At 70.7% G+C, this 22,945-nt stretch carries 22 protein-coding genes; 10 read left to right on the plus strand and 12 right to left on the minus strand.

Annotated elements, in window-relative coordinates:
- Nucleotides 1-146: 146 nt before the first annotated feature.
- The 4 genes from OG289_RS22720 to OG289_RS22735 form a co-directional block, all read right to left on the minus strand.
- Nucleotides 147-1,622, minus strand: a complete 1,476-nt coding sequence (locus OG289_RS22720) for an aldehyde dehydrogenase family protein (RefSeq protein WP_442818940.1) — start codon at nucleotides 1,620-1,622, stop codon at nucleotides 147-149.
- Nucleotides 1,619-3,364 carry an N-acyl-D-amino-acid deacylase family protein gene (locus OG289_RS22725; protein ID WP_327315878.1) on the minus strand — a complete coding sequence of 582 codons (1,746 nt, stop codon included), beginning with the start codon at nucleotides 3,362-3,364 and terminating at the stop codon, nucleotides 1,619-1,621. Before OG289_RS22725 ends, OG289_RS22720 begins: the two co-directional genes overlap by 4 nt.
- Nucleotides 3,365-3,486: 122 nt before the next feature.
- The gene (locus OG289_RS22730) at nucleotides 3,487-4,605 is read right to left on the minus strand and encodes an LLM class flavin-dependent oxidoreductase (RefSeq protein ID WP_327315879.1); all 1,119 of its coding nucleotides are present in this window, start codon (nucleotides 4,603-4,605) and stop codon (nucleotides 3,487-3,489) included.
- Nucleotides 4,606-4,721: 116 nt separating this feature from the next.
- Entirely contained in the window at nucleotides 4,722-5,492 is a 771-nt protein-coding gene (locus OG289_RS22735) for an SDR family NAD(P)-dependent oxidoreductase (RefSeq protein WP_327315880.1), read from the minus strand.
- A 236-nt stretch (nucleotides 5,493-5,728) separates the two neighbouring features.
- Between OG289_RS22735 and OG289_RS22740 the strand changes: the two genes are divergently transcribed.
- Together OG289_RS22740 and OG289_RS22745 are read left to right on the plus strand one after the other, a co-directional pair.
- On the plus strand, nucleotides 5,729-6,463 hold the full coding sequence (locus OG289_RS22740; RefSeq protein ID WP_327315881.1) for a hypothetical protein: 735 nt from the start codon (nucleotides 5,729-5,731) through the stop codon (nucleotides 6,461-6,463).
- Between the two features lie 57 nt (nucleotides 6,464-6,520).
- Nucleotides 6,521-7,315, plus strand: coding sequence for a hypothetical protein (locus OG289_RS22745; RefSeq protein WP_327315882.1), 795 nt, complete (start codon nucleotides 6,521-6,523; stop codon nucleotides 7,313-7,315).
- Nucleotides 7,316-7,333: 18 nt separating this feature from the next.
- Here the strand turns inward: OG289_RS22745 and OG289_RS22750 are convergent, their stop codons facing one another.
- The 3 genes from OG289_RS22750 to OG289_RS22760 all read right to left on the minus strand — a co-directional run bounded on the left by OG289_RS22750 (nucleotide 7,334) and on the right by OG289_RS22760 (nucleotide 10,287).
- Nucleotides 7,334-8,008 carry a response regulator transcription factor gene (locus OG289_RS22750; RefSeq protein WP_327315883.1) on the minus strand — a complete coding sequence of 225 codons (675 nt, stop codon included), beginning with the start codon at nucleotides 8,006-8,008 and terminating at the stop codon, nucleotides 7,334-7,336.
- Between the two features lie 87 nt (nucleotides 8,009-8,095).
- On the minus strand, nucleotides 8,096-9,040 hold the full coding sequence (locus OG289_RS22755) for an LLM class F420-dependent oxidoreductase (RefSeq protein WP_327315884.1): 945 nt from the start codon (nucleotides 9,038-9,040) through the stop codon (nucleotides 8,096-8,098).
- Nucleotides 9,037-10,287 (minus strand): amidohydrolase family protein, encoded by a 1,251-nt coding sequence (locus tag OG289_RS22760; protein ID WP_327315885.1) that lies wholly within the window; start codon nucleotides 10,285-10,287, stop codon nucleotides 9,037-9,039. The genes OG289_RS22755 and OG289_RS22760 overlap by 4 nt, the downstream gene beginning before the upstream one ends.
- 248 nt (nucleotides 10,288-10,535) lie before the next feature.
- Between OG289_RS22760 and OG289_RS22765 the strand changes: the two genes are divergently transcribed.
- Nucleotides 10,536-13,523, plus strand: a complete 2,988-nt coding sequence (locus tag OG289_RS22765) for an AfsR/SARP family transcriptional regulator (protein WP_327315886.1) — start codon at nucleotides 10,536-10,538, stop codon at nucleotides 13,521-13,523.
- A gap of 207 nt (nucleotides 13,524-13,730) precedes the next feature.
- Nucleotides 13,731-13,928 (plus strand): hypothetical protein, encoded by a 198-nt coding sequence (locus tag OG289_RS22770; protein WP_327315887.1) that lies wholly within the window; start codon nucleotides 13,731-13,733, stop codon nucleotides 13,926-13,928.
- 366 nt (nucleotides 13,929-14,294) lie between these two features.
- Here OG289_RS22770 and OG289_RS22775 read toward each other — a convergent pair whose 3' ends face one another.
- On the minus strand, nucleotides 14,295-14,924 hold the full coding sequence (locus tag OG289_RS22775) for an ATP-binding protein (protein WP_327315888.1): 630 nt from the start codon (nucleotides 14,922-14,924) through the stop codon (nucleotides 14,295-14,297).
- Between the two features lie 135 nt (nucleotides 14,925-15,059).
- On the opposite strand from OG289_RS22775, the gene OG289_RS22780 reads away from it, so the two are divergent.
- The 3 genes from OG289_RS22780 to OG289_RS22790 all read left to right on the plus strand — a co-directional run bounded on the left by OG289_RS22780 (nucleotide 15,060) and on the right by OG289_RS22790 (nucleotide 17,139).
- Nucleotides 15,060-15,911: a helix-turn-helix domain-containing protein gene (locus OG289_RS22780; protein WP_327315889.1), complete on the plus strand. Its 852-nt coding sequence runs from the start codon at nucleotides 15,060-15,062 to the stop codon at nucleotides 15,909-15,911.
- Complete coding sequence (locus OG289_RS22785; RefSeq protein ID WP_327315890.1) at nucleotides 15,892-16,101, plus strand: DUF397 domain-containing protein; 210 nt, start codon at nucleotides 15,892-15,894, stop codon at nucleotides 16,099-16,101. Before OG289_RS22780 ends, OG289_RS22785 begins: the two co-directional genes overlap by 20 nt.
- Before the next feature lie 87 nt (nucleotides 16,102-16,188).
- Nucleotides 16,189-17,139 carry an endonuclease domain-containing protein gene (locus tag OG289_RS22790; protein ID WP_327315891.1) on the plus strand — a complete coding sequence of 317 codons (951 nt, stop codon included), beginning with the start codon at nucleotides 16,189-16,191 and terminating at the stop codon, nucleotides 17,137-17,139.
- A gap of 201 nt (nucleotides 17,140-17,340) precedes the next feature.
- Here OG289_RS22790 and OG289_RS22795 read toward each other — a convergent pair whose 3' ends face one another.
- The 3 genes from OG289_RS22795 to OG289_RS22805 are packed head-to-tail and all read right to left on the minus strand — an operon-like array spanning nucleotide 17,341 to nucleotide 19,768.
- Entirely contained in the window at nucleotides 17,341-17,679 is a 339-nt protein-coding gene (locus OG289_RS22795) for an XRE family transcriptional regulator (protein ID WP_327315892.1), read from the minus strand.
- Complete coding sequence (locus OG289_RS22800) at nucleotides 17,676-18,053, minus strand: type II toxin-antitoxin system RelE/ParE family toxin (protein ID WP_327320770.1); 378 nt, start codon at nucleotides 18,051-18,053, stop codon at nucleotides 17,676-17,678. Before OG289_RS22800 ends, OG289_RS22795 begins: the two co-directional genes overlap by 4 nt.
- Before the next feature lie 47 nt (nucleotides 18,054-18,100).
- Nucleotides 18,101-19,768: a FadD3 family acyl-CoA ligase gene (locus OG289_RS22805; RefSeq protein ID WP_327320771.1), complete on the minus strand. Its 1,668-nt coding sequence runs from the start codon at nucleotides 19,766-19,768 to the stop codon at nucleotides 18,101-18,103.
- A gap of 123 nt (nucleotides 19,769-19,891) precedes the next feature.
- Here OG289_RS22805 and OG289_RS22810 point away from each other — a divergent pair, with 123 nt between their 5' ends.
- Genes OG289_RS22810 through OG289_RS22820 form a run of 3 tightly spaced genes read left to right on the plus strand, consistent with a single transcriptional unit; the run spans nucleotide 19,892 to nucleotide 22,262 of the window.
- Nucleotides 19,892-21,040, plus strand: coding sequence for a lipid-transfer protein (locus OG289_RS22810; RefSeq protein WP_327315893.1), 1,149 nt, complete (start codon nucleotides 19,892-19,894; stop codon nucleotides 21,038-21,040).
- A gap of 23 nt (nucleotides 21,041-21,063) precedes the next feature.
- On the plus strand, nucleotides 21,064-21,480 hold the full coding sequence (locus OG289_RS22815; protein WP_327315894.1) for a Zn-ribbon domain-containing OB-fold protein: 417 nt from the start codon (nucleotides 21,064-21,066) through the stop codon (nucleotides 21,478-21,480).
- Entirely contained in the window at nucleotides 21,477-22,262 is a 786-nt protein-coding gene (locus OG289_RS22820) for an enoyl-CoA hydratase/isomerase family protein (RefSeq protein WP_327315895.1), read from the plus strand. Before OG289_RS22815 ends, OG289_RS22820 begins: the two co-directional genes overlap by 4 nt.
- A 93-nt stretch (nucleotides 22,263-22,355) precedes the next feature.
- On the opposite strand, the gene OG289_RS22825 is transcribed toward OG289_RS22820, so the two are convergent.
- Nucleotides 22,356-22,907, minus strand: a complete 552-nt coding sequence (locus OG289_RS22825; protein ID WP_327315897.1) for a hypothetical protein — start codon at nucleotides 22,905-22,907, stop codon at nucleotides 22,356-22,358.
- Nucleotides 22,908-22,945: the final 38 nt, after the last annotated feature.

Here is a 22,945-nt window from a genome sequence, read left to right on the forward strand (position 1 = left end):
CGTCCAGGCCCATGCGCCCGGAGGCTACGGGTCCGTCGGGGATTCCGTGGCCGGTTCGGCGTTCTCTCGACGATCTCTGCACGCCTGGGACAGCCTTCAGGGCTCAAAGGGCAAGCGAACGGCACCCGTTGTTCACCTCGGCCCGTTCACCCCGGCCAGACGATCGCCTGTACCTCGCTGTAGGCGTGCAGCGCGTACGAGCCGACGTCCCGCCCCACCCCGCTCCTCTTGAACCCTCCGAACGGCGCCTCCATGTTGCGGCCGACCGTGTTCACGCCGACGCCGCCCGCGCGCAGCCGACGCGCCACCCTGAACGCCCGGGCCACGTCCGACGACCAGACGTAGTCGATGAGCCCGTAGTCGGAGTCGTTCGCGAGGGCCACGCCCTCGTCCTCCTCGTCGAAGGGGATGACCGTCACCACCGGGCCGAAGATCTCCTCCCGGGCCACCCGCATGTCGTTCGTGCAGTCGGAGAGCAGGGTCGGAGCGACGTAGAAACCCCGTTCCAGGGGCGGGCGTTCGCCTCCCGCGACGATCACCGCGCCCTCCTTGCGCCCCAGTTCCACGTACGACTCCACCCGGTCCCGGTGCGCGGCCGAGATCACCGGGCCGACCACCGTGCCGGGCTCGCGCGGGTCGCCCACCTTCAACCGCCGTGCGTGGACCGCGAGTTGCTCGACGAGTCGGTCGTACACCCCGCGCTGGGCCAGCACCCGTGTCGGGGCCGTGCAGATCTGGCCGCTGTAGAAGGAGAAGGTCGTCCCGATGCCGGCCACCGCCGAGGCGACGTCCGCGTCGTCGAGGACGACCGCCGCGCCCTTCCCGCCCAGTTCCATCAGCTGGCGTCTCATGTCCCGGCCGCACACCTCGGCGATGCGCTGTCCGACCGCCGTCGAGCCGGTGAAGCTCACCATGTCGACGTCCGGCGACGACACGGCCGTCTCACCGATCTCGACCGCCCTCCCGGAGACGACGTTGACCACCCCGCGCGGCACGCCCGCCGCCTCCAGCGCCTCCGCCATCCGGTAGACGGACAGGGGGTCCTGCGGGGCGGGTTTCACGACCACCGTGTTGCCCATGGCGAGGGCGGGGGCGATCTTCCCGGCCGGGTTCGCCCACGGGTTGTTGTAGGAGGTGACGCACGTGACGACCCCGACGGGCTGCCGGACGGCCACCGCGCCCATCACCCCCGCCTTCCCCATCGGGCCGGCCTCGTTGACCTGCGGCGGGATCGGCCACTCGGCCGGCTCCACGCGCGCGTAGCGCCGGAAGCGGGCCGCGCCGACCCCGACCTGCATGCCGCGCGCGGTGCCGGTCGTGGCGCCCGTCTCGGCCTGGGCCAGCTCGGCGTACGGGAGCAGCCGGGCGCGGATGATGTCGGCGGCCCGGCCGAGCACCGCCGCCCGTTCCTCGGGCGGGGTGCGCGACCACGGGCCGAAGGCCTCGCGGGCCGCGGCGCAGGCCGCGCGCACCTGATCCCGCGAGGCCTCCGGGGCCAGGCCGACGGTCCCCTCGGTCGCCGGGTCGACGACCTCGTAGTGGCCGGCGTCCGGTTCGACCCAGACCCCGCCCACGAACAGCCGCTGCCCGTCGGTCACTCCCTCGGCGGCCTGCTCGCTCACCTGGTGTTCACCGTCCTGGTGTCCCGCCCCGAGCGCAGCACCCGTCCCGGTACGGCGCCGGTCACGACGTCGTCCCGGATGGCCGCCACGCCGTTGACCCAGACCGCCCGCACCCCGATCGCCTTCGCGTCCAGCCGCGGACTGTCACCCGGCAGGTCGTGCACCAGGGTGGCCTTGCCCGCGTCGATGCGCTCCGGGTCGAACAGGACGAGGTCGGCATGGAAGCCCTCCTGGATCCGGCCCCGTTCGCGCAGGCCGAAGAGCTGCGCCGGGTCGTCCGTCAGCATCTTCACCGCCTGCTCCAGGCCGGCCAGTTTCCGGCCGCGCAGACAGTCGCCGAGGAAGCGTGTGGTGTACGGCGCCCCGCACATGCGGTCCAGGTGCGCGCCCGCGTCGGAGCCGCCGAGCAGGACGTCCTCGTGGCTCCAGGTCTCCGCCCGCAGCGCCCACGAGTCCGGGTCGTTGTCCGTGGGCATCGGCCACAGCACCGTACGCAGTTCGTCGGCCGCGCAGATCTCGACCAGGCAGGCGAAGGGGTCCAGGCCGCGTTCGGCGGCGACGTCCCGGAGGACCCGCCCGGTGAGGCCCTCGTTCGCCGCGCTGTACGTGTCGCCGATGACGTACCGCCCGAAGTTCGTCAGCCGCCGGAAGACGCCCGCCTCCTTCGACTCGGCGCGCCGCAGCATCTCGGCCCGGACGGCCGGGTCCCGCAGCTTCTCGATCCGCTCCGGGACCGGCAGGCCGAGGATCGGCCCCCACCCGGGGATCAGGTTCAGCGCGCAGAACGTGCCCAGGGACATGTTCATCGGCGTGAGGATCGGCATGGTCAGCGCCACGACCCTGCCGCCCGCCTTCCGCGCCCGCTCGCTCGCCACGAGCTGCCGGGGCACCCGCTCCGGGACGGCCGCGTCGACGGTGAGGACGTTCCAGTTCAGGGGGCGTCCTGCCGCCGCGCTCATCTCCACGAACAGGTCGATCTCGGCGTCGCTGAACTGGTCCAGGCAGCCCGCGACGATCGCCTCGATCTGCGTGCCCTCATGCTCGCCGACGGCCCGCGACAGCGCCAGGAGTTCGGCGGGAAGGGCGTGCCGGGAGGCGACCGGCTGTCCGTCCCCGTCGGAGTGGGTCGAGGACTGCGTGGTGGAGAAGCCCCACGCGCCCGCGTCCATGGCCTCGTGCAACAGCCGTACGATCGCGGCCAGTTGCTCCTCGCTGGGCTGCCCGCCCACCGCGTCCGGCCCCATCACGTACCGCCGCAGCGCGCAGTGCCCCACCATGAAGCCCGCGTTGACCGCGATCCGGCCTTCGAGGGCGTCCAGATACTCCCCGAACCCGTGCCAGCTCCAGGGCGCCCCCTCCTCCAGCGCGACCAGGGACATGCCCTCCACCTTGGACATCATGCGGCGGGTGTAGTCGGCGTCCTCGGGGCGGGCGGGGTTGAGCGGCGCGAGCGTGAAACCGCAGTTCCCGGCGGCGACGGTTGTCACCCCGTGGTTCAGCGACGGGGTGGCGTACGGATCCCAGAAGAGCTGCGCGTCGTAGTGCGTGTGGGGGTCGACGAACCCGGGCGCGAGGACGAGCCCGGCGGCATCGTCCACGCTTCCGGCGTCCTCGGCGACCGTCCCGATGACGGCGATCCGGCCATCGCGAATCCCCACGTCGGCGACGAACGAGGGCGCACCCGTCCCGTCGACGACGGTCGCACCCTTGATGACGTGATCGAGCATGCGTTCCCTCCTCAACTCCTGGGAGATCAGGTTCTTTTAGGGGCGCGGGGCTGTGTCGATGTGCGGCTACCGCCGCGTGAGCGCGACCAGCCACGACGGACCCGCAGTCGCGACACAATCCCGCAAGCCCACGGCGATTACGCGCCCTGCCGGAACCGCGTGGTGCGATGCACAGGATCCGTGTCGATCTTGGGAATCACGTGCTCCCCGATCAGCCGAATCGTCTGCAACGTCTCCTCCTTCGGCACCCCCACCGGCAGCCCGAAGGACAACTGATCCGCCCCCGCCTGCTCCCACCGCTTGCACTGGCGCAGCACCTCGTCCGGGTCGCCGCAGATCAGCAGCTCCTCCTCGACGAGGAGTTCGACGAACTCGGCGTTGTACTCGGGCAGCGTCTCCGGCCAGACCGGGAAGCCCTCGGGCCGCGGGAAGGTGTCGTGGTACCGGAACACCAGCGACGGCAGGTAGTGCAGTCCGCCCTCGACGGCGATCCGGATCGCCTCGTCGTGCGTGGGCGCGCAGATCGCCGTCGTCGTCACCATCACGTTGTCGTTGACGAAGTCCCCGATCGGCTCGGCGTTCACGACCGCCGTCTTGTACTGCTCCAGCACCCACTCCATGTCGGACACCTTCTGGATGCTGAACCCGAGGACGCCCAGCCCCTTCCGCGCGGCCATCGCGTACGACGGCGGCGATCCGGCCGCGTACCACATCGCCGGGTGCGACTTCCCGTACGGCTTGGGCAGGATCTTGCGCGGCGGCAGCTGCCAGTGCTTGCCCTGGAAGCCGGCGTACTCGTCCTGGAGCCACATCTTCGGGAACTCGGCGATGGTCTCCTCCCAGATCTCCTTCGTGTAGTTCATGTCGGTGATGCCGGGGAGGAAGCCGAGGATCTCGTGGGAGCCGGCGCCGCGTCCGCTGCCGAACTCGAAGCGGTTCTGGCTGAGATGGTCGAGCATGGCGACCTTCTCGGCGACCTTCACGGGGTGGTTGACCTGGGCGAGGGGGTTGAAGATCCCCGACCCCAGATGGATCCGCTCCGTCGCATGCGCCAGATAGCCGAGGAAGACGTCGTTGGCGGAGAGGTGCGAGTACTCCTCCAGGAAGTGGTGCTCGGACGCCCAGGCGTACTTGAACCCGGACTTGTCCGCCTGGATGACGTACTCGGTCTCCTCCATCAGCGCCTTGTGCTCGGCGAGCGGGTCGGTCTCGGCACGCTTGCCCACGTATCCCTGTACAAAGAGCCCGAATTCCACGGAGGTTCACCGTCCCAGGTCCTGGATTGCGGTCGATTCGGTGCACTGACGATCCGTCAGATTCGTTGGATGGTCAATACCTGACGGGTAGTCAGATGCCTGGCCGGCCGACGGAGTCAGATGATCGACACCCCGGCCAGCCATCCCCCGTCGATCACGAACGGCTGCCCGGTGATGTACGAGGAGTCCTCCGAGGTGAGGAAGAGGGCGAGCCTGGCCACCTCCTCCGGGCGCCCGACCCTGCCCAGCGGTACGAGCTTGCGGTACAGCCCGTCCAGGGCCTTCGAGGTCTCCTCGGGGTCCGCGTCCGGGTCCAGGAGCGACGGGTTGGACATCGCGGTGTCGACGGCGCCGGGACACATCGCGTTGACCCGGATGCCGCGCGGCGCGAGCTCCAGGGCGGCGACCCGGGTGAGCCCGAGGATCGCGTGCTTGGTCGCCGCGTACGCGCCCACCGCCGCCATCCCGGTCACGGCGGTGTACGACGCCGTGTTGACGATCGTGCCGCCGTCCGCGAGCACCGGGGCAGCCGTCTTCACGCCGAGGAAGCAGCCGACCTGGTTGACCTGGACGACCTGCATGAACTCGTCGAGCGGCGTGTCGACGAGGGCGTTGAAGCGCAGGATTCCGGCGTTGTTGACGAGGCCGTCGAGGCGGCCGTAGGCGTCCTGCGCGGCCCGCACGGCGGACTGCCAGTCGCCCTCCCGCCCCACGTCCAGGTGCACGTACAGCGCGCCGATCTCCTCGGCGAGGGCCGCGCCCTGGTCGTCCAGGACGTCGGCCACGACGACCTCGGCCCCCTCCGCCCGGAACAGCCGGGCCTCCTGTTCCCCCTGGCCGCGCGCGGCGCCGGTGACGAGGACGACGCGCCCGTCGAGCTTGCCCATGCCGAACCCCCTTCGCATCGCATCACTGGAGCTCGGCATCGTAGCGCCGGAGCTGACGATACGTCAGATAGCCGTACAGGATCGTTTCGCTTCGCTTCGCACCGCCCCTGATTGCACAAGCACACATCAAGTGACCGAGCGGTAGGGACATTTGACTCTGTCCACAGGCTGTGGGGAACCCCAATACTCCTCCACGGAAAGGCAAAGCCACCCCCAAGGACGGAGCGGACCCAGCCATGGCCAAGAGGAGACTGAAGAACAGGAAAGTCCGGTACGCCGCGATCGGTGCGGCCCTGGCGACCGGCGGGGTCGTCGTCACCCTGCTTCCGTCGGCGAACGCGGCCGAAGACAAGACACCTGACCAGATCATGACCATGTGTCAGAGGTCCGCGGTGCTCAACGGGAAACAGCAGTCCGTGGAGGATTTCGGGGGCGGCTTCGCGGACGGTTTCATGGCCGACAACTGCGATTTCGTCGAGACGAAGTTCGAGACCTTCGACGCCCCCACCGAGAAGTCGTCCATCGATTTCCCGAACTGCGAGCCGAACGCCACCGAACCCGCCAAGGTCTCCATCACCTGGTCGGCGACGGCGGCCCAGGGACAGGGCAAGTACACGGTGACCCAGCAGGGCGGCGGCGGAGGCCTCTTCGGATTCCTCAGCGGATCCTGGGTGAAGCACAAGGGCACCCTGGACATGACCGTGAAGTCGGCCACGGCCGGCGCCACGGAGCAGCGGGAGGTGCCGGTCGGCAAGGTGCTCCACATGGAGTTCACACCGAAGATGCAGCGCATGACCGGGGAATGGCGGGTACGGATCGACGCCCGCAGCGCGACGACGACCACCAACGCCACCCCCGAGAAGAACTTCGTGGCCCCGGACGTCGTCGAAGGCCCCGTGATCCTGCCGGGCGCCGCGGGCGCGCCCGGTGTCGCGGACGGCACCTCCGAGGCGGTCCTGGAGGACTGCTGACCGGGTAACAACGGCGGAAGTCCCAGCTCAACACGTATGCCACCCCCAGGAGACCCCATGACCACCCGTACTCCCCGCGCCAGAAGCCACCGCAGCAAGAAGAAGCGCATCACACTCGCCCTGGCCCCCGTGGCGGCCCTCGCGGTGATCGTCCCGCTGATGAACCAGGCGGGCGCGGCCACCCCTTCCGAGGTGACCGCCGACTGCTCCGCCGACTCGGACGAACTGGAGAACTGCGAGTTCGTCGACGTCCAGTTCAAGGCGAACAGCCTCGGGCCCAATCAGCGTGTCTCGCCCGTGACGAAGAACTGCGGATCGACGACCGCGGCGACGAGCACCTTCAACGTGAGCACGTCCGTCACCAGGACCATTCAGCTGGAGGACGGTTTCACCGCCGGCGCCGACACGAAGCTGGGCAACTCGTTCTTCGAGATCGGCCTGAAGTTCAGCACGTCGGAAATCAACATCACGCGTGACGACAAGACGACCAGCCTGGCGTTCAGCCGCTCCGACACCGTCCAGCCGGACAGCGTCGGATTCTTCATGTGGTCGGCCAAGCGCACCGACGTGGGTGGATTCCTGCGGGCCACCTACAAGGAGGCGCAGGACGGCCAGAAGGTGTTCTTCGCGCCCAAGGAGGCCGGGAACACGGTCCATGTCTTCTATCCGCAGATCCTGAAGAACGGAACCCCGGACGGCCGGCTCTGGCTGCGGAACGTGAAATGCGGAACGCCCGAGGCCAACGGAATCCAGAGCTCGGAGAACAGCCTGCGGGCCGAGCCCGGATTCGATGAGGGCGGAGACGCGGTCACCGACGTGGAAATTCCGCTCTCGGAAATTCCCGCGCCCTAGTCGAGAACTAATGGGTTCTCAGGTGCGAAGCACGGGCGTGGCCGGTGTGGCTCCCAGCCACCGCAGGACCGCGTCCGTGCTGCCCCGCGCGTCCAGCTTGGCGTAGATGTTGCTGAGGTTGTTGCGGACGGTCTTCTCGCTCAGCCGTAATCGCAGCCCGATCTCCTGCGCGCCCAGGCCGGTCGACAGCAGCTCCATGACCTGCCGTTCGCGCGGCGAGAGCAGGCCCCGCAGCCGCTCGACGGCGTCGCCGCCCGTGGGCATCCGCCGGGCCCCCTCCCGCAGCGCGGCGCACGCGGACGGCGAGAGGTAGGTGTGCCCGACGGTCGCCGCCATGGCCGCCGAGGACAGCATGTGCGTGCAGTAGTCGCCCTCGACCAGATAGCCGGCCCCGCTCCGGAACACCTCGACCACGGCGTCGGTGTCCCGGCGGGGGCTGATGACGATCACCGGGACGCCCCTGTCCCCCAGCTCGCGGAGGTCCCGGAGAACGGCCGACGGGTCCTCGCAGCGCAGGACGACCACGTCCACGCCCTCGGGGGCTCCCTCGGAGAAACGGAAGGGCGGGGCGAGGTGCACGACCCGGCCCACGTACGGATCGTCCGGGACCGGCCAGTCGTCGTACGGCCAGTCGCCCTCCGCGCAGGCGAGGGCGACGAAGAGTTGCCGGGAGGGGCGCTCGGTGGATCGCACTTCTCGGGTCCTTCCGCCGGAGCTGTCACGTCCGTACGTTCGTACATACGCGGCTCGGCGTGGACATGTTCAAACGTTCAATAAGGTTCAACGGGAATCGTCGAGCAGGGGCGCCACCTCGGCGCCGAACGCCGCCATCTGGTCGGTGAGTTCGGTCCGGCTCCGGCAGCGGAACCTGACCTGGATCTGGTCCACGCCCATCGCCGGGTAGGCGCGGAGGGACTCTGCGAGGGCCTCCGGCGGGCCGGTGAGGGTGCGGCGGCCGACGTCCCAGCCGGGCGCCCCCACGTACAGGGGCTCGGTGATGGCGCCGACGGTGAGGGGCGTGGCGATGCCCGCGTCCTCGCGCAGGCGCCGGATCCTCTCGATCTGTGCGGGCATCCGGTCCCTGGGGTCGCCCTGCGGCAGCCAGCCGTCGCCCTTGAGCGCGGCCCGGCGGACGGCCGCCGGGGAGGAGCCGCCGACCCAGACGGGGACGCGGGTCTGCGCCGGTCTCGGCCGCTGCCCGAGCCCCTCGAAGTCGTAGAACTTCCCGTGGTGGGCCGGGAACTCGTCCGGTCCGAGGGCGGCGCGCAGGGCGTCGATCGTCTCGTCGAGGACGGCCCCGCGCCGCTCGAAGTCCGCCCCCAGCGCCTCGAACTCCTCCCGTACGTGACCTGCGCCCACCCCGAGGATCAGCCGGCCGCCGCTGAGGTGGTCGAGGGTGGCGTACTGCTTCGCGGTGAGGAGGGGGTGGCGCAGGCCGACGACGGCGACGTGACTGAGCAGGCGGACGCGTTCGGTGACGGCCGCGAGGTGGGCGAGGGTGGCCACGGGGTCGTACCAGACCGTGCTCATGGCCTCGGCCAGCCGGCGCGGGATCGCCACGTGGTCGCAGGCGGCGACGTAGGCGAAGCCGGCCCGGTCGGCGGCGCGGGCGATCTCGACGAGGTCGGCGGGGCCGGCGCCGGCCTCCCAGGGTTCGGCGTAGATCGTCGACCGGGACTGGACCGGGAGCTGGATGCCGTACCGGACGCCGTGGCCGAGGCTCATCGGGGGCTCCGGGGGCTCCACAGGCCGTCCTTCGTCAGCCCCAGCAGGTCGATCGCGTTGCCGCGGACGATCCGCTCCACCACGTCCGGGTCCAGGTGCCCCATCTGCGCCTCGCCGACCTCCCGCGACTTCGGCCAGGTGGAGTCGGAGTGGGGGTAGTCGGTCTCGTAGAGCACGTTCCCGACGCCGATCGAGTCGAGGTTCCGGAGCCCGAAGGCGTCGTCGAAGAAGCAGCCGAAGACATGGCCGGCGAAGAGCTCGGACGGCGGCCGGTGCACCTTGTCCGCGACCCCGCCCCACCCCCGGTTCTCCTCCCACACCACGTCTGCGCGCTCCAGGATGTACGGAATCCAGCCGATCTGGCCCTCCGCGTACATCACCTTCAGGTTGGGGAAGCGTTCGAACTTGCCGCTCATCAGCCAGTCGACCATCGAGAAACAGCAGTTGGCGAAGGTGATCGTCGAACCGACGGCCGGCGGGGCGTCCGCCGACGTGGACGGCATACGGCTGCTGGATCCGATGTGCATCGCGACGACGGTGCCGGTCTCGTCGCAGGCGGCGAGGAACGGGTCCCAGTAGTCGGTGTGGACGGACGGCAGGCCGAGGTGCGGGGGTATCTCGGAGAAGGCGACCGCCCGGACCCCGCGGGCGGCGTTGCGCCGCACCTCTTCCGCCGCCAGCTCGGCGTCCCAGAGCGGGATGAGGGTGAGCGGGATCAACCGGCCCCGCGCCTTCGGGCCGCACCACTCCTCCACCATCCAGTCGTTGTAGGCGCGCACGCACAGCAGGCCCAGCTCGTGGTCGGCGGCCTCGGTGAAGGTCTGGCCGCAGAAGCGCGGGAAGGTGGGGAAGCAGACGGCGGACTGGACGTGGTTGACGTCCATGTCGGCGAGGCGGGACGGCACGTCGTACGACCCCGGGCGCATCTGCTCGTAGGTGATGACCTCCAGCTTGATCTCGTCCCGGCTGAAGCCGACGGCGGTGTCGAGGCGGGTGAGGGGGCGGTGCAGGTCCTCGTAGATCCACCAGTCGCCGACGGGGCCGTCGTCGCCGGGCTCGCCCATGACGGGCTTGAAGCGGCCGCCGAGGAACGTCATCTCCTTCAGCGGGGCGCGGACGACGCGGGGCGCGGTGTCGAGGTACTTCTTCGGCAGGCGGTCCTGCCAGACGGTGGACGGCTCCACGGTGTGGTCGTCGACGGAGATGATCAGCGGGAGGGGCGTCGTGCTCGTCGGTGTGGTCTCCATGGGGGCACGGTAGCGCCGATCTGACGGATCGTCAGCTATCGGGTATGGGACGGATGCCGGGCGAATGCGTGCCGAATGCGTGCCGGGTGCGGGCCGGACTTGATCGACTCTGTGGGGATGTGTGCACGCCTGATGTGAGGGATGTGTGGACTCCTGGGCGCCTCCCGGATACCTCCCCGGGAAGCTGACGGTTCCGGCATGGACAGGGCAAACTGAACAGGTAATTCGGATGCCTAAAGGGAGCCCTGATGGACGACCGGGTAGGACACGGCGGCCCACGTGTGCCGGAGCAGTGGCGCCCCGCCTCCCCCGAGGAGTCGGCGGCGCTGCGCTTCGCCGTGCTCGGCCCGGTGCGCGCACGGCGCGGGAACGAGCGGCTGGCCACCGGCTCCCCCCAGCAACGCGCCCTGCTGGCCGCCCTGTTGCTGCGCGAGGGCCGTACGGCGACGGCCGCCGAGCTGATCGACGCCCTGTGGGGAGAGGAGCCGCCCTCGCAGGCACTGGCGGCGGTGCGGACGTACGCCTCGCGGCTGCGGAAGGTGCTGGACCCGGGCGTCCTGGTGAGCGAGTCCGGCGGGTACGCGGTGCGCGGGCTGGGCGAGGGCGCCCTGGATCTCGGGGTGGCGCAGGAGTGGGCGGCGGAGGCCGAGAAGGCCAAGGCGGCCGGGGACCTGTCCCAGGCCCGTGACGTGCTGAACCGTGCGCTGGGGTTGTGGGACGGGGAGGCGCTGGCCGGCGTCCCCGGCCCGTACGCGGAGGCGCAGCGCGTCCGGCTGGAGGAGTGGCGGCTGGGGCTGCTGGAGTCCCGGCTGGACATGGACCTGGAGCAGGGCTGCCACGCCGAGGCGGTCTCCGAACTCACGGCGCTGACGGCCGCGTACCCGTTGCGTGAACGGCTGCGCGAGCTGCTGATGCTGGCGCTGTACCGCAGCGGCCGGCAGGCGGAGGCCCTTGCGGTGTACGCGGACACGCGGCGGCTGCTGGCGGAGGAGCTGGGCGTGGACCCGCAGGCGGGACTGCGGGAGTTGCAGCGCCGCATCCTCCAGGCCGACCCGGAACTGGCGGGGCCCTCGGCCCCGGCGGCGGAACCGGCGGTGGTACGGGTCCGTCCGGCCCAACTTCCGGCGACGGTGCCGGACTTCACCGGGCGGTCTTCGTTCGTGCGGGAGCTGAGCGCGGTGCTGTCGGCGGCGTCCGGTCCCGAGGGCGGCGGCGGGTCGGGCCGCGTCATGGCCGTGTCGGCGCTCGCGGGGATCGGGGGCGTGGGCAAGACGACCCTCGCCGTGCACGTGGCCCATCAGGCCCGGTCCGCCTTCCCCGACGGGCAGTTGTACGTCGACCTCCAGGGCGCGGGAGCCCGGCCCGCGGAGCCGGAGACGGTACTGGGCTCGTTCCTGCGGGCGCTCGGCACGGCCGACTCGGCGATCCCCGACTCCCTGGAGGAACGGGCGGCGCTGTACCGGTCGGTCCTGGACGGCCGTCGGGTACTCGTGCTGCTGGACAACGCGAAGGACGCGGCGCAGGTGCGTCCGCTGCTTCCGGGCACGGAGGGGTGCGCCGCGCTGGTCACCGCGCGGGTGCGGATGGTGGACCTGGCGGGCGCGCATCTGGTCGACCTGGACGTCATGTCCCCCGACGAGGCGCTGGCCCTGTTCACGAAGATCGTGGGCGAGGAGCGGGTGGCCTCGGAGCGGGAGGCCGCCCTGGACGTGGTGGCCGCGTGCGGCTTCCTGCCGCTGGCGATCCGCATCGCGGCATCCCGGCTGGCGGCCCGCCGCACCTGGACGGTGTCCGTCCTGGCGGCGAAGCTCGCGGACGAACGCCGCCGGCTGGACGAACTCCAGGCCGGCGACCTCGCCGTGAAGGCCACCTTCGAACTCGGCTACGGCCAGCTGGAGCCGGCCCAGGCCCGCGCGTTCCGCCTCCTCGGCCTGGCGGACGGCCCGGACATGTCCCTCCGCGCGGCCGCGGCGGTCCTGGACCTCCCCCCGGAGGACACCGAGGACCTCCTGGAGTCCCTCGTCGACACCTCCCTCCTGGAATCGGCGGCCCCCGGCCGCTACCGCTTCCACGACCTCGTCCGCCTCTACGCGCGTGCATGCGCGGAACGCGACGAGCGTCCGGAGAGCGAGCGGGCGGCGGCGCTGTCACGGTTGCTGGACTTCTATCTGGCGACGACGGCGGGGGTCTACGCGATCGAACGGCCCGGAGACCGGACCGTCACGCACCTGGAGCCCACCTCGTACACCGGCCTGGCGTTCACGGACCGGACGGAGGCCCTTGACTGGCTCTTCCTGGAGGCCCAGTGCCTGCTGGCCTGCGCCCGGCAGCAGACCGCGGGCAGCGGGCTGCGTCGGGCCGTCGACCTGCTGTGGGCGGCGAAGGACCTGGCCGAGTCGGGCGCGAACGCGAAGCAGTACGAGACGGCCGCGGCGGCCCTGCGCGACGCCGCGCAGGATGCAGGCGACGTCCGCGCGGAGAGCCGTGCCCGGACGGCACTCTCCAATGTCCACCTGGCCGCCGGACGCTACGCCGAGGCGGACGAGGAGGCCCGGCGCGCCATCGAGCTCGCCACCATGGCGAACGACGCGACGCCGATCAGCTGGGCGGCCACCGACCGCGGGATCATCGCACTCAGCCAGGGCCGCTACGAAGAGGCCGAGGAGTTCCTCACCACCGCGAGGGACGGCTATCGAGCGGACGGAAACCGGCCCGGTGAGGCCAGCGCGCTGTGCAACCTGTCACGGCTCTACGAGCGCATGAACAGGCCGCCCGACGCGGTCACCCTGGCCCAGCAGGGCGTCGAGATCTTCCAGCAGCTCGGTCTCACACTGCGGCTCGCGAACGGCCGCTACGCACTCGGCGTCGCGCTGATCCGGGCCGGCAGGCTCTCCGAGGGTCTGGTGCAACTGTCCGACGCGCTGGTGATGTTCGGCAGCAACCGGCAGCGCCTGTGGGAGGGGACGACACACTTCCGCATCGCCCAACTGCACCTGGCCGACCATCGCCCGGCTCAGGCGGCCCAGCACGCCGAACAGGCGCTGGCGATCGGGTTCATCGGCGGTGACCTCATCCGGGGCAGTGTGCTGACCGCGCTGGGCAAGAGCCTGCACGCACTCGGCCAGTCGGACCGGGCACGGGCCTGCTGGCGTGAGGCCCTGCTTCTCCTGGAGCAGTCGGGAGTGCCCGAGGCCGCCGAGGTACGTCGTCTGCTGACGCCCCTGGACGCGCAATGAGCCCCGCCTCCGCGGCGTTCATCGAACGTTTATGACCGCCTGACAAGGTCGACTCAACGGTCCGTCGCGTCGGGGGGCAGGCGGGTCGTACGGGCCCACTGGGGGGTGGGCTCCGGCATATGCCCTCTGTCCGGCGATACTCGGGGGAATCGCCGGACAGAGGCGTCTCTCACTCACCTGAACACCACTCCCAGGGGGAGCCTGAACATGAGCAACACCGAGAAGCAGACGACGGACGCCACCGCGGACATCAGGGCCATGGAGAACCACGCGCCCATCCTGCCGGCGCTCGACGACCTCAAGAAGCCGGACACCGAGAAGTCCGAGCCGGTGGCCGAGGACGAGATCGTCACGCTCGAGAACCACGCGCCCGCTCCGCCCGCCCTGGACCTGAACGGCAAGTAGACCTTCATCACGACGGGGATCGGCCGCGGCGGCGCGGAGGGGGAGCCGCCGCGGCCGTGGCATGTCCAAGGGCAGGTCCAAGCCGATCTATGGCGGAAAGCGTTCGATCCCCTCGAACAATCGCTCCCCCCTGGCACTACCGTCACTTGCTGTTCGGAAGTCCCCTCCCCCAACAGGAGCCGAGATGACCGCACCAAGAAAGTCCTCGCCACCATCGCCTTGGTCCTCGGCGCGACCGTCGTCGCCACAAGCCCGGCGCTGGCCAACAACGCCATGCTCGTGAGCCCGCCGAACGCGGTCGTGGCCACGCCCTGACGCCGCACCGTACTCCCGACGGGGCCGAGCCAAGCTCGGCCCCTCGCCATGTCAGCCCACGCCGCCCGCACCGCCACCCACCTCGCACCACACCGTCTTCCCCACCACCCCCTGCTGCTCCACGCCCCACCGCAACACCACCGCCTCGAGCAGCGCGAGGCCGCGCCCGGACTCGTCGTCGTCCGATGCGCGCAGGAGCACCGGGAGGGCACACGCGGCCGGGTCGCTCACCTCGACGCGGATGCGGTCGCGGTCGACGCGAGCCATCCGCACACGCACCGGAGTCCCCTCCCCCACATGCCGGATCACGTTGGCGACCAGTTCGGTGACACAGAGCTGGACGTCGGCACAGGCCGGGCCCAGGCATCGGCGTACGGTGCGGCGGAGTTCGGGTACCGCCTCGGGCAAGGCGAGGAGGCCGAGGTCGAGGAGGGGCGGGTACGCGGACACCCTGCCGCTGTCGCGCAGTGCCGCCGTAAGCCTGCGCGCCGTCGCGGTGTTGCAGGTGCCGAGCGCGACCAGACCGGCCGGGGGCACGTAGGCGCCGGCGAAGGACGGAAGGTCGGCGCGCAGGGACGGGAGCGTGATGCCGTGGGCGGCGAGGGCGGCGCGGAGGTCGCGTACACAGTGGTCCACGTCGTCGTCGGCGGCGGTAGCTGTGGGGGGTTGGGGGTGGTGCATGAGGAGGCCTGCCTCTCGGGCCGTTCACGTTCGCTTGCTTTCCGTGATGGATCCGTCACAGATTGACGCCAAGCCGCGTACCGTAAAAGAGGTTTCGGCTGCGCAAGCGCAACAGGCAAACGGCGGTGATGAGCTGTGCCCCCACGCAAGGACCCCGACGCGTCGGCGAACGTTCCCTCCTTCTACGGCGCCGAGTTGCGCTACAGGAGGGAACTCGCAGGCCTCACGCTCGAACAACTGGCGGAAGGAAGCTTCCGCGGCATCCCTTTCCTGAGCCAGATCGAGCGCGGTGAGCGGCGAATGCCGCTGGATCTCGCCCAGCACGTCGACAAGGTCCTCGGCACGGACGGCTTTTTCGAGCGGCGTTGTGAAGACGCCCGCAAGGCCCGGCAGTCCGGGCACGCCGAGTACTTCGCCGACGTGGCGGAGATGGAGAAGGACGCGGAGACGATCGAGGAGTGGGCGCCCATGCTGGTGCCCGGCCTGCTGCAGACCGCGCCCTACACGCGGGCGATCGTAAGAGCAGCCATGCCCCGGGCTGCGGAGGACGAGGTAGAGGAGAAGGTGAACGCCCGGATGGGACGGACCGCGCTCTTCGACTCGGCCGACCCGCCCAAGTTCTGGGCGATCCTCGACGAGTCACTGATCCGCCGCCCCACGCTCCCCGACGAGCCCATGGCCGAGCTGCTGGAGCACATCGCACAGCTGATCAGGAGAACGCACTCCATTCTGCAGATCGTTCCGAAAACGTCCGCTACTCACCCGTTCATGATGGGCATGACCAAGTTCATGACCTTCACGGATGCCCCGCCCGTCGTCTACACCGAGAGCCTCCACAGCGGCCAACTCATCGACTATCCGGCGCTCGTGAAGCAGTACCGGGAGTCGTACGATCTGCTCAGGGCCGCCGCACTGTCGCCTGAGGCGTCCCTGGCGATGATCGAGACTGCGGCAGAGGACTATCGACATGGCAAACCACGAGATTGACCTGAGCGCCGCCCGCTGGCGCCGGAGCAGCTACAGCAACGGCACCGGCGGTGATTGCGTCGAGGTCGCCCACGGCCACGACCGACCCGGCGTCGTCCCGGTCCGCGACTCGAAGCGGGCCGGGGATGGCCCCGTCGTGCTCTTCCGGACCTCCGCCTGGGCCGCCTTCCTCACGTCCTTGCAGAGCTAGCACGTCCTGCTCACCCGCCCAAGGGCCGTCCAAGGGCAGTTGTCCACAGGCCGCACGGCGAACGAGCCGGGCTGCGATCTTGGTTGGGTGAAACAGAGGGCGGCGTTGCGGGAGTTGGCCGAGGAGGGAGTCCTCCTAACTGCGCGTGCCCTCGACGCGGGGTGGCCCAAGCGGAGCCTCGCACGTGCGCTGCGGGCAGACGGCTGGACGCCTCTGCGAAAGGGTGCCTGGGTCGAGCCGGGGCGGAACCCGAACCTCGTCATACGGCTGAGGGCGGAGCAGCTCCTCAACCCCCGGCTCGTCGTGAGTCACCGTTCGGCAGCCGTTCTGTGGCGGATCGAGACCCTGTCCCGAGCCTCTCGTCCTCCCCTGGAGTTCACCGACCCCACGCTCAGCCACCGGCCGGAAGGGCGAGACGTACGCGTGTACCGCACCTGCCTGGAGCAGGCGAACGTGTTCGAGCGGCGGGGCCTGTGGACCACCGGCCCGGTACGCACGCTCACCGACCTGCTGCTGGCCGGCCCCAGGAACGACGCCCTCGTCGCCGTGGACTCGGGACTCGCTCGCCGCACGGTCAACGGCGTCCGCCGCGCACCGCTCACCGACCTCGACACGATCAGCGCGGCTCTCGGGGAACGGGGACGTGTACGGGTACGGGGCGCGGTCAGGGCACGCGCCTGGCTACACCTGTGCGATCCCCTCGCCGGGTCCCCGGCCGAGACGATCGCCCGCCTGCGCATGCACGACGCAGGCCTCCACCCGGAGTCCCAGGTCGCCCTCCGTTCGCCGGACGGACGCGGGATCGTTCCGGACTTCCTCTTCCGCGCCGAGGGCCTGGCGGTCGAGATCGAGGGCTACGCCTACCACGGCGCCCGCGCTGACCACCGCCGTGACGTGATCCGCTTCAACGCACTCCAGCAGTGCCCTGAGATCAGGTGTGTCCTGCGCTTCACCGCCGAGGACGCCTTCCACCGGCCAGAACGGATGATCCAGGAGATCCACGCTGCCCTGGCAGCCGCAAGGACGTCCTCCATGTGAACGGGACCTGGACAGGTGCCGGGGCGGCCCTCCACACATTTGGCGGGTTGGTGCCATCCCCAGGACCCCAACCCCCACCTCAGCCCGCCCCGCACCTGGCCCAAACCCACCAATCAGCGCTGGGCCCGCAATGGGTGAGGCAGGTGTGACGGATACGGTGCCCACCCCGGTCCGAGCCCGAGGTACTCGGCCGACGGCCGGTCACGCCACCGTGTACTGCGTGTCCCCGAAGTCCGCGACCACCCGCAGTTCACCGCCCAGGGCCCGCACGTAGGAGCGCAGGGTGGCAACCTCCGTGCGGTCGATCTCACCGTGCTCGATCGCCGAGATCCGGGGCGTGGACACCCCCATCGAGTCAGCGATGTCACGCTGGGTGAGATCCTGCTCACGACGGAGCTCCGCAAGCTTGTAAGCCCGGATCTCGGCGAGGAGGCGGTCCTTGGCCTCCTGCTTCTCCTCAGGGGTCCGCACGGGCAGCCCGGCAGCCCGTCGGCGTTCGTCCACCCGACGCTTGACTTCCTCCCAGCCGACGCTGCTCATTCGTACTCCCTCATGTCCAGCTCGGTGATGTGGTCCTGGTAGCGCTTCTCGGCGATCGGGATGTTGGTGTCGTACCAGCCGTTCCAGTGTCCGGCCTTGTCTCCGGCGACCAGAAGCACCGCCCGACGTACCGGGTCGAAGGCGAACAGAATGCGAATCTCGCTGTTCCCGCAAGATCCGGGCCGCAGCTCTTTCAGGTGATGCTGCTCCGCGCCCTTGATCCGGTCGACGAGGGGTCGGCCGAGCGCAGGTCCGAAGTACGCCAACGCGTCGATGGCGTCTTCCACCTGATCGGCACTGCCGTGGTCGGACTCGACCAGTTCCTCGAACCACGCCGCCACCTCCGCGACGAGAATTACCTGCCATTCAGCCATGCCAGCGAAATTAACGCAAGCGTTAATCCGCAGGGTGGGGTCGCCGGTCATTCACCCCCTGGGGCGAACCGTGCCTCGCTCCCCCGCAGCTCCCCCTTCACCACCTTCCCGCTCGCGTTCCGCGGCAGCTCCCCCACGAACTCCACCGCCCTCGGCACCTTGTAGTTCGCCATCTCCCGGCGGGACCAGGCGATCAGGTCGTCGGCTGTGGAGGTCGCGCCCGGGCGGCGGACCACGTACGCCTTGCCGACCTCGCCCAGGCGCGGGTCCGGGACGCCGATGACGGCGACGTCGGCCACGTCCGGGTGCAGGCCGAGGAGTTGTTCTATCTCCGCCGGGTAGGCGTTGAAGCCGCCGACGATGAACATGTCCTTGAGGCGGTCGGTGATGCGAAGGTTGCCCGCCGGGTCCAGTACACCCACGTCGCCCGTGCGCAGCCAGCCGTCCGCCGTGAGGGCTTCCGCCGTCGCCGCCTCGTCCTCGTAGTAGCCGCGCATGACGTTGAAGCCGCGGACGAGCACCTCGCCCGGGGCTCCGGGGGCGAGTTCGGCGCCCGTCTCGTCGACGACCTTCACCTCGGTCCCGGGGATCGCCCGGCCCGACGTCGACGCGATCACCCGCGGCTCGTCGCCGCGACGGCACATCGTGACGATGCCGCTGGCCTCCGAGAGGCCGTACGCCGTCAGGACCGTCCGCACGCCGAGTTCGCCCCGCAGCCGTTCCACGAGGCGGAGCGGGACGACCGCCGCGCCCGTCACGACCAGCCGCAGCGCCGAGAGGTCGTACGTGTCGCGCGACGGGTGGTCCAGGAGGGACTGGTGGAGCGTCGGGGGGCCGGGGAGGACCGACACCCGTTCCGAGGAAACGTTCGCCAGCACCGCGTCCACGTTGAACACCGGCTGCGGGATCATCGTCACGCCCCGCATCAGGCAGGCGATCACGCCCGCCTTGTAGCCGAAGGTGTGGAAGAACGGGTTGACGATCAGGTAGCGGTCACCATGGCGCAGTCCCGCCAGGTCGGTCCAGATCCCGTACGCCCGCAGGGTCTGCGCGTGCGTGATCACCGCGCCCTTCGGGCGGCCCGTCGTGCCCGAGGTGAAGACGATGTCCGACGGCCACTCCCCCCGCACCGCGTCCGCCCGCGCCCGCACCCGCGCCGCCCCCACCCCGTCCCCGCTCGCCAGGAAGTCCTTCCAGGTGCGGAAGCCGACCGGGGCGTCGTCGGACAGGACCACCGCCTGTTCCAGCGCCGGGAGCCCGGGCAGCGGGCCGCCTGAACCCGGCCCCGCACCCGGCACCTGCCCGGCCGCGCGCCGCAGCGACGCCACGTACGACGTGCCGAGGAACGTGCCCGTCACGAACAGCAGCCGCGCCCCGCTCCTGCGCAGCACATACGCGGCCTCCGCCCCCTTGAAGCGCGTGTTCAGCGGGACCAGCACCGCCCCCGCCGACACCGCGCCCAGCGCCGCGACCATCCACTCCAGCGAGTTCGGGGCCCAGATGCCGACCCGGTCACCGGCCCGCATCCCGTTGGCGACGCACGCCGCCGCCGCGCGTTCGACCCGCGCGCCCAGTTCGCCGTACGAGATCCGGGTACGGCCGTCCACCACCGCCTCGGTGTCCGCGTACCGCTCGGCCGCCGAACGGACCAGCCCCGGAATGCTGCCCCATTCCTCGTGGCCCGTGCCGTCCCTCGTCGTCCCGTCCCGCTCCACGTCTTCTGCGTTCCAGTCTCCGCCCACAACCGGCCTCCCGCACCCAGTAGCTGACGATCCGTCAGATTAGCTGTAACCTGACGACCTGTCAGCTCACCCGCTCCCGCCGCGGAGGTGAAGCCAGTGACCGGGCTCAAGGACGCCACCGCCGTCGTCGGCATCGGGCAGACGGCCTTCGCCAAGCACCTCCCCGAGGACGAGCGCGCCCTCGCCTGCCGTGCCGTCCTCGCCGCCCTCGACGACGCCGGGATCGCCCCCGGCGAGGTCGACGCCCTCGCCTCCTACACCATGGAGGAGACCGACGAGGTCGAGCTGGCGAAGGCCGTCGGATTCGGCGACCTGACCTTCTTCAGCAAGGTCGGATACGGGGGCGGCGGCTCCTGCGCCACCGTCGCCCACCTCGCCGCCGCCATCGCCTCCGGCCAGGCCACGGTCGGGGTCGCCTGGCGCTCGCGCAAGCGGGGCAGCGGGCCGCGCCCGTGGACCAACACGGCCGTCCAGCTCCCCACCCCGGCCCAGTGGACCCGGCCGTTCGGTCTCCTGCGGCCCGTCGACGAGATAGCCATGCTGGCCCGCCGCTACCTGCACGAGTACGGCGCCACCCGCGACCACCTCTTCAACGTCGCCCTCGCCTGCCGCAACCGCGCCAACCAGAACCCGGCGGCGATCATGTACGACCGTCCGCTCACCCGCGAGATGTACATGACCGCCCGCTGGATCAGCGAGCCGCTCTGCCTCTACGACAACTGCCTGGAGACGGACGGGGCGTTGGCGTGCGTGGTGGTGAGCAGCGAGCGGGCCCGGGACTGCCGGCACCGGCCCGTGTACGTCCACTCCGCCGCCCAGGGACTGCCCGCCCAGCACCACGGGATGGTCAACTACTGGAACGACGACCCGCTCACCGGGCCCGCCTGGGCGGCCGCCCGACACCTGTGGAAGCACGCGGACTTCACCCCGCAGGACGTCGACGTCGCCCAGATCTACGACGCCTTCACCCCGCTCGTCCCCCTCTCCCTCGAGGGCTACGGGTTCTGCGACCGGGGAGAGGGCGGGGCGTTCACCGAGGGCGGCGCCCTGGAGACCGGCGGACGGCTGCCCCTCAACACCGGCGGGGGCGGGCTCAGCGAGGCCTACGTCCATGGGTTCAACCTCGTCAACGAGGGTGTGAAGCAACTGCGCGGGACCAGCACCGCCCAGGTTCCCGGTGCCGCCACCTGCCTTGTCACCGCCGGCGAGGGCGTCCCGACGTCCGCCCTGCTGCTCAGGAACTGACGCACCGAGGAGTTGATCCCGCGATGCTCACGCCCGTCCCCGACGCCGACGGCGCTCCCTTCTGGCGGTACGCCGCCCAGGGCGAACTCCGCGTCCAGACCTGCGCCGACTGCGGCGAGCCCCGCTTCCCGCCCCGCCCCTGCTGCCCGCACTGCCAGTCCTTCGCGAGCGAGTGGCGGCAGACCTCGGGACGCGGCCGGATCTGGTCCTACGTCGTCCCGCACCCGCCCCTCCTGCCCGAGTACGCCGCGCGGGCCCCGTACAACGTGATCCTCGTCGAGCTGGCCGAGACGCCCCGCATACGGATGGTGGGAAACCTGGTGAGCGAGCCGGGGGCGCCGCTCGACTCCCTCTCCCCCGACCGCGTTCGCATCGGCGCCCGGGTGCGGGTCGTCTTCGACGGGGACGGGCTGCCGCAGTGGGTTGCGGAGGGGCCGTGAGTGCGGCCGAGCGGGTGCGCCTCGCCGTCGACAAGGACACCGGGGTCGCCGTCGTCACCCTCGACCGGCCGGCCAGACTCAACGCCATCGACCTCGAAACGGTCCGCGAACTGAAGGACGTGTGGCGGGAGTTGCGGTTCGACGACTCCGTACGGGCCGTCGTCCTCACCGGGGCGGGCGGGCGGGCGTTCTCCACCGGGCTGGACCGGGACGCCGTCGTACCGCAGCCCGACTCCCCCTACATGCAGGACGATCCGCTGCTCACCGTCGGCCCCAAGGCGAACGACCTGTGGAAGCCGGTCGTCGCCGCCGTGGAGGGGATGGCCTGCGGAGGCGCCTTCTATCTGCTCGGGGAGTGCGAGTTCGTCGTCGCGGGCGCCGACGCCGTGTTCTTCGACCCCCACACCACGTACGGAATGGTCAGCGCGTACGAGTCGGTGCTCCTCGCCCAGCGGATGCCGTACGGGGAGGTCGCGCGGATGATGCTGATGGGCACGGCGGAACGGATCTCCGCCCGGCGCGCGTTCGAGGTCGGGCTGGTCTCCGAACTCACCGACACGGGAGGGGCGTTGACGGCCGCCGTCGCGTGCGCGGCCGTGATCGCCGGGTACCCCCCGGCCGGTGTGCAGGGCACCGTGCGCGCGCTGTGGGCGGCGAAGGAGGCGGCTCGCGCGATGGCGTTCGCGCAGGCGCCCCACCTCATCTCGCTGGGGAACCTGCCGACCGAGCGGCAGGCGGAGCTGTTCGCCGGGCGACGGGAGGGCGGTTTCCGGGTGCGGTGAGCGGCTGTCAGCCGGCCGACGCGTACGGTTCCAGGTGCGGTGAGCGGCTGTCAGCCGGCCGACGCGTACGGCTGCGGGTGCGGTGAGCGGCTGTCAGCCGGCCGACGCGTACGGCTGCGGGTTGCAGTGGTCGACCTTCGCCGCGACGCCCGGGCTGGACAGGTCGACCTGTACCGTCGTCGTCTCGTTCCCGGCGACGTACTTGTCCGTGCTCTGCTCCTCCACCCGGTCGGAACCGGCGTCGAGGAAATCGACCGTGACGGTGAAGTAGGCGCCGGTCGCGTTCGGGTTGGTGACCTCGACCGTCGCGTACGCCTGGGTCGGCGTCGCGCAGTCGATCAACTTCACCGAGGCGTCCTGGAGTGTCGTGGACGCGTCCGAGGAGCCGCTGCCGCCGTACGTGTCGTCGGTGTCGTCCGTGTAGTCGTCATCGTCGTCGTAGTCGTGGTACCGCGAGCCCGACGTGCCACCGCTCGACGACGAACTGTCGTGGTCCTGGCCGGAGCTGCTGCATCCGCCACCACCACCGCCGCCGCTGTGACTGCTGCCGTGGCCGTGGCCCCTTCCCGTCGAGAAACCGGTCAGCGCCAGCACGACGAACACCGACACCGCGGTGAACCTGAACTTCTGCCCCCGTCGATCCATACGGACACCCTAGGCACTTCCTGTCACGACCATGTCAC

It is taken from the genome of Streptomyces sp. NBC_01235, assembly GCF_035989285.1.
In the GTDB taxonomy this organism is placed as follows: domain Bacteria; phylum Actinomycetota; class Actinomycetes; order Streptomycetales; family Streptomycetaceae; genus Streptomyces.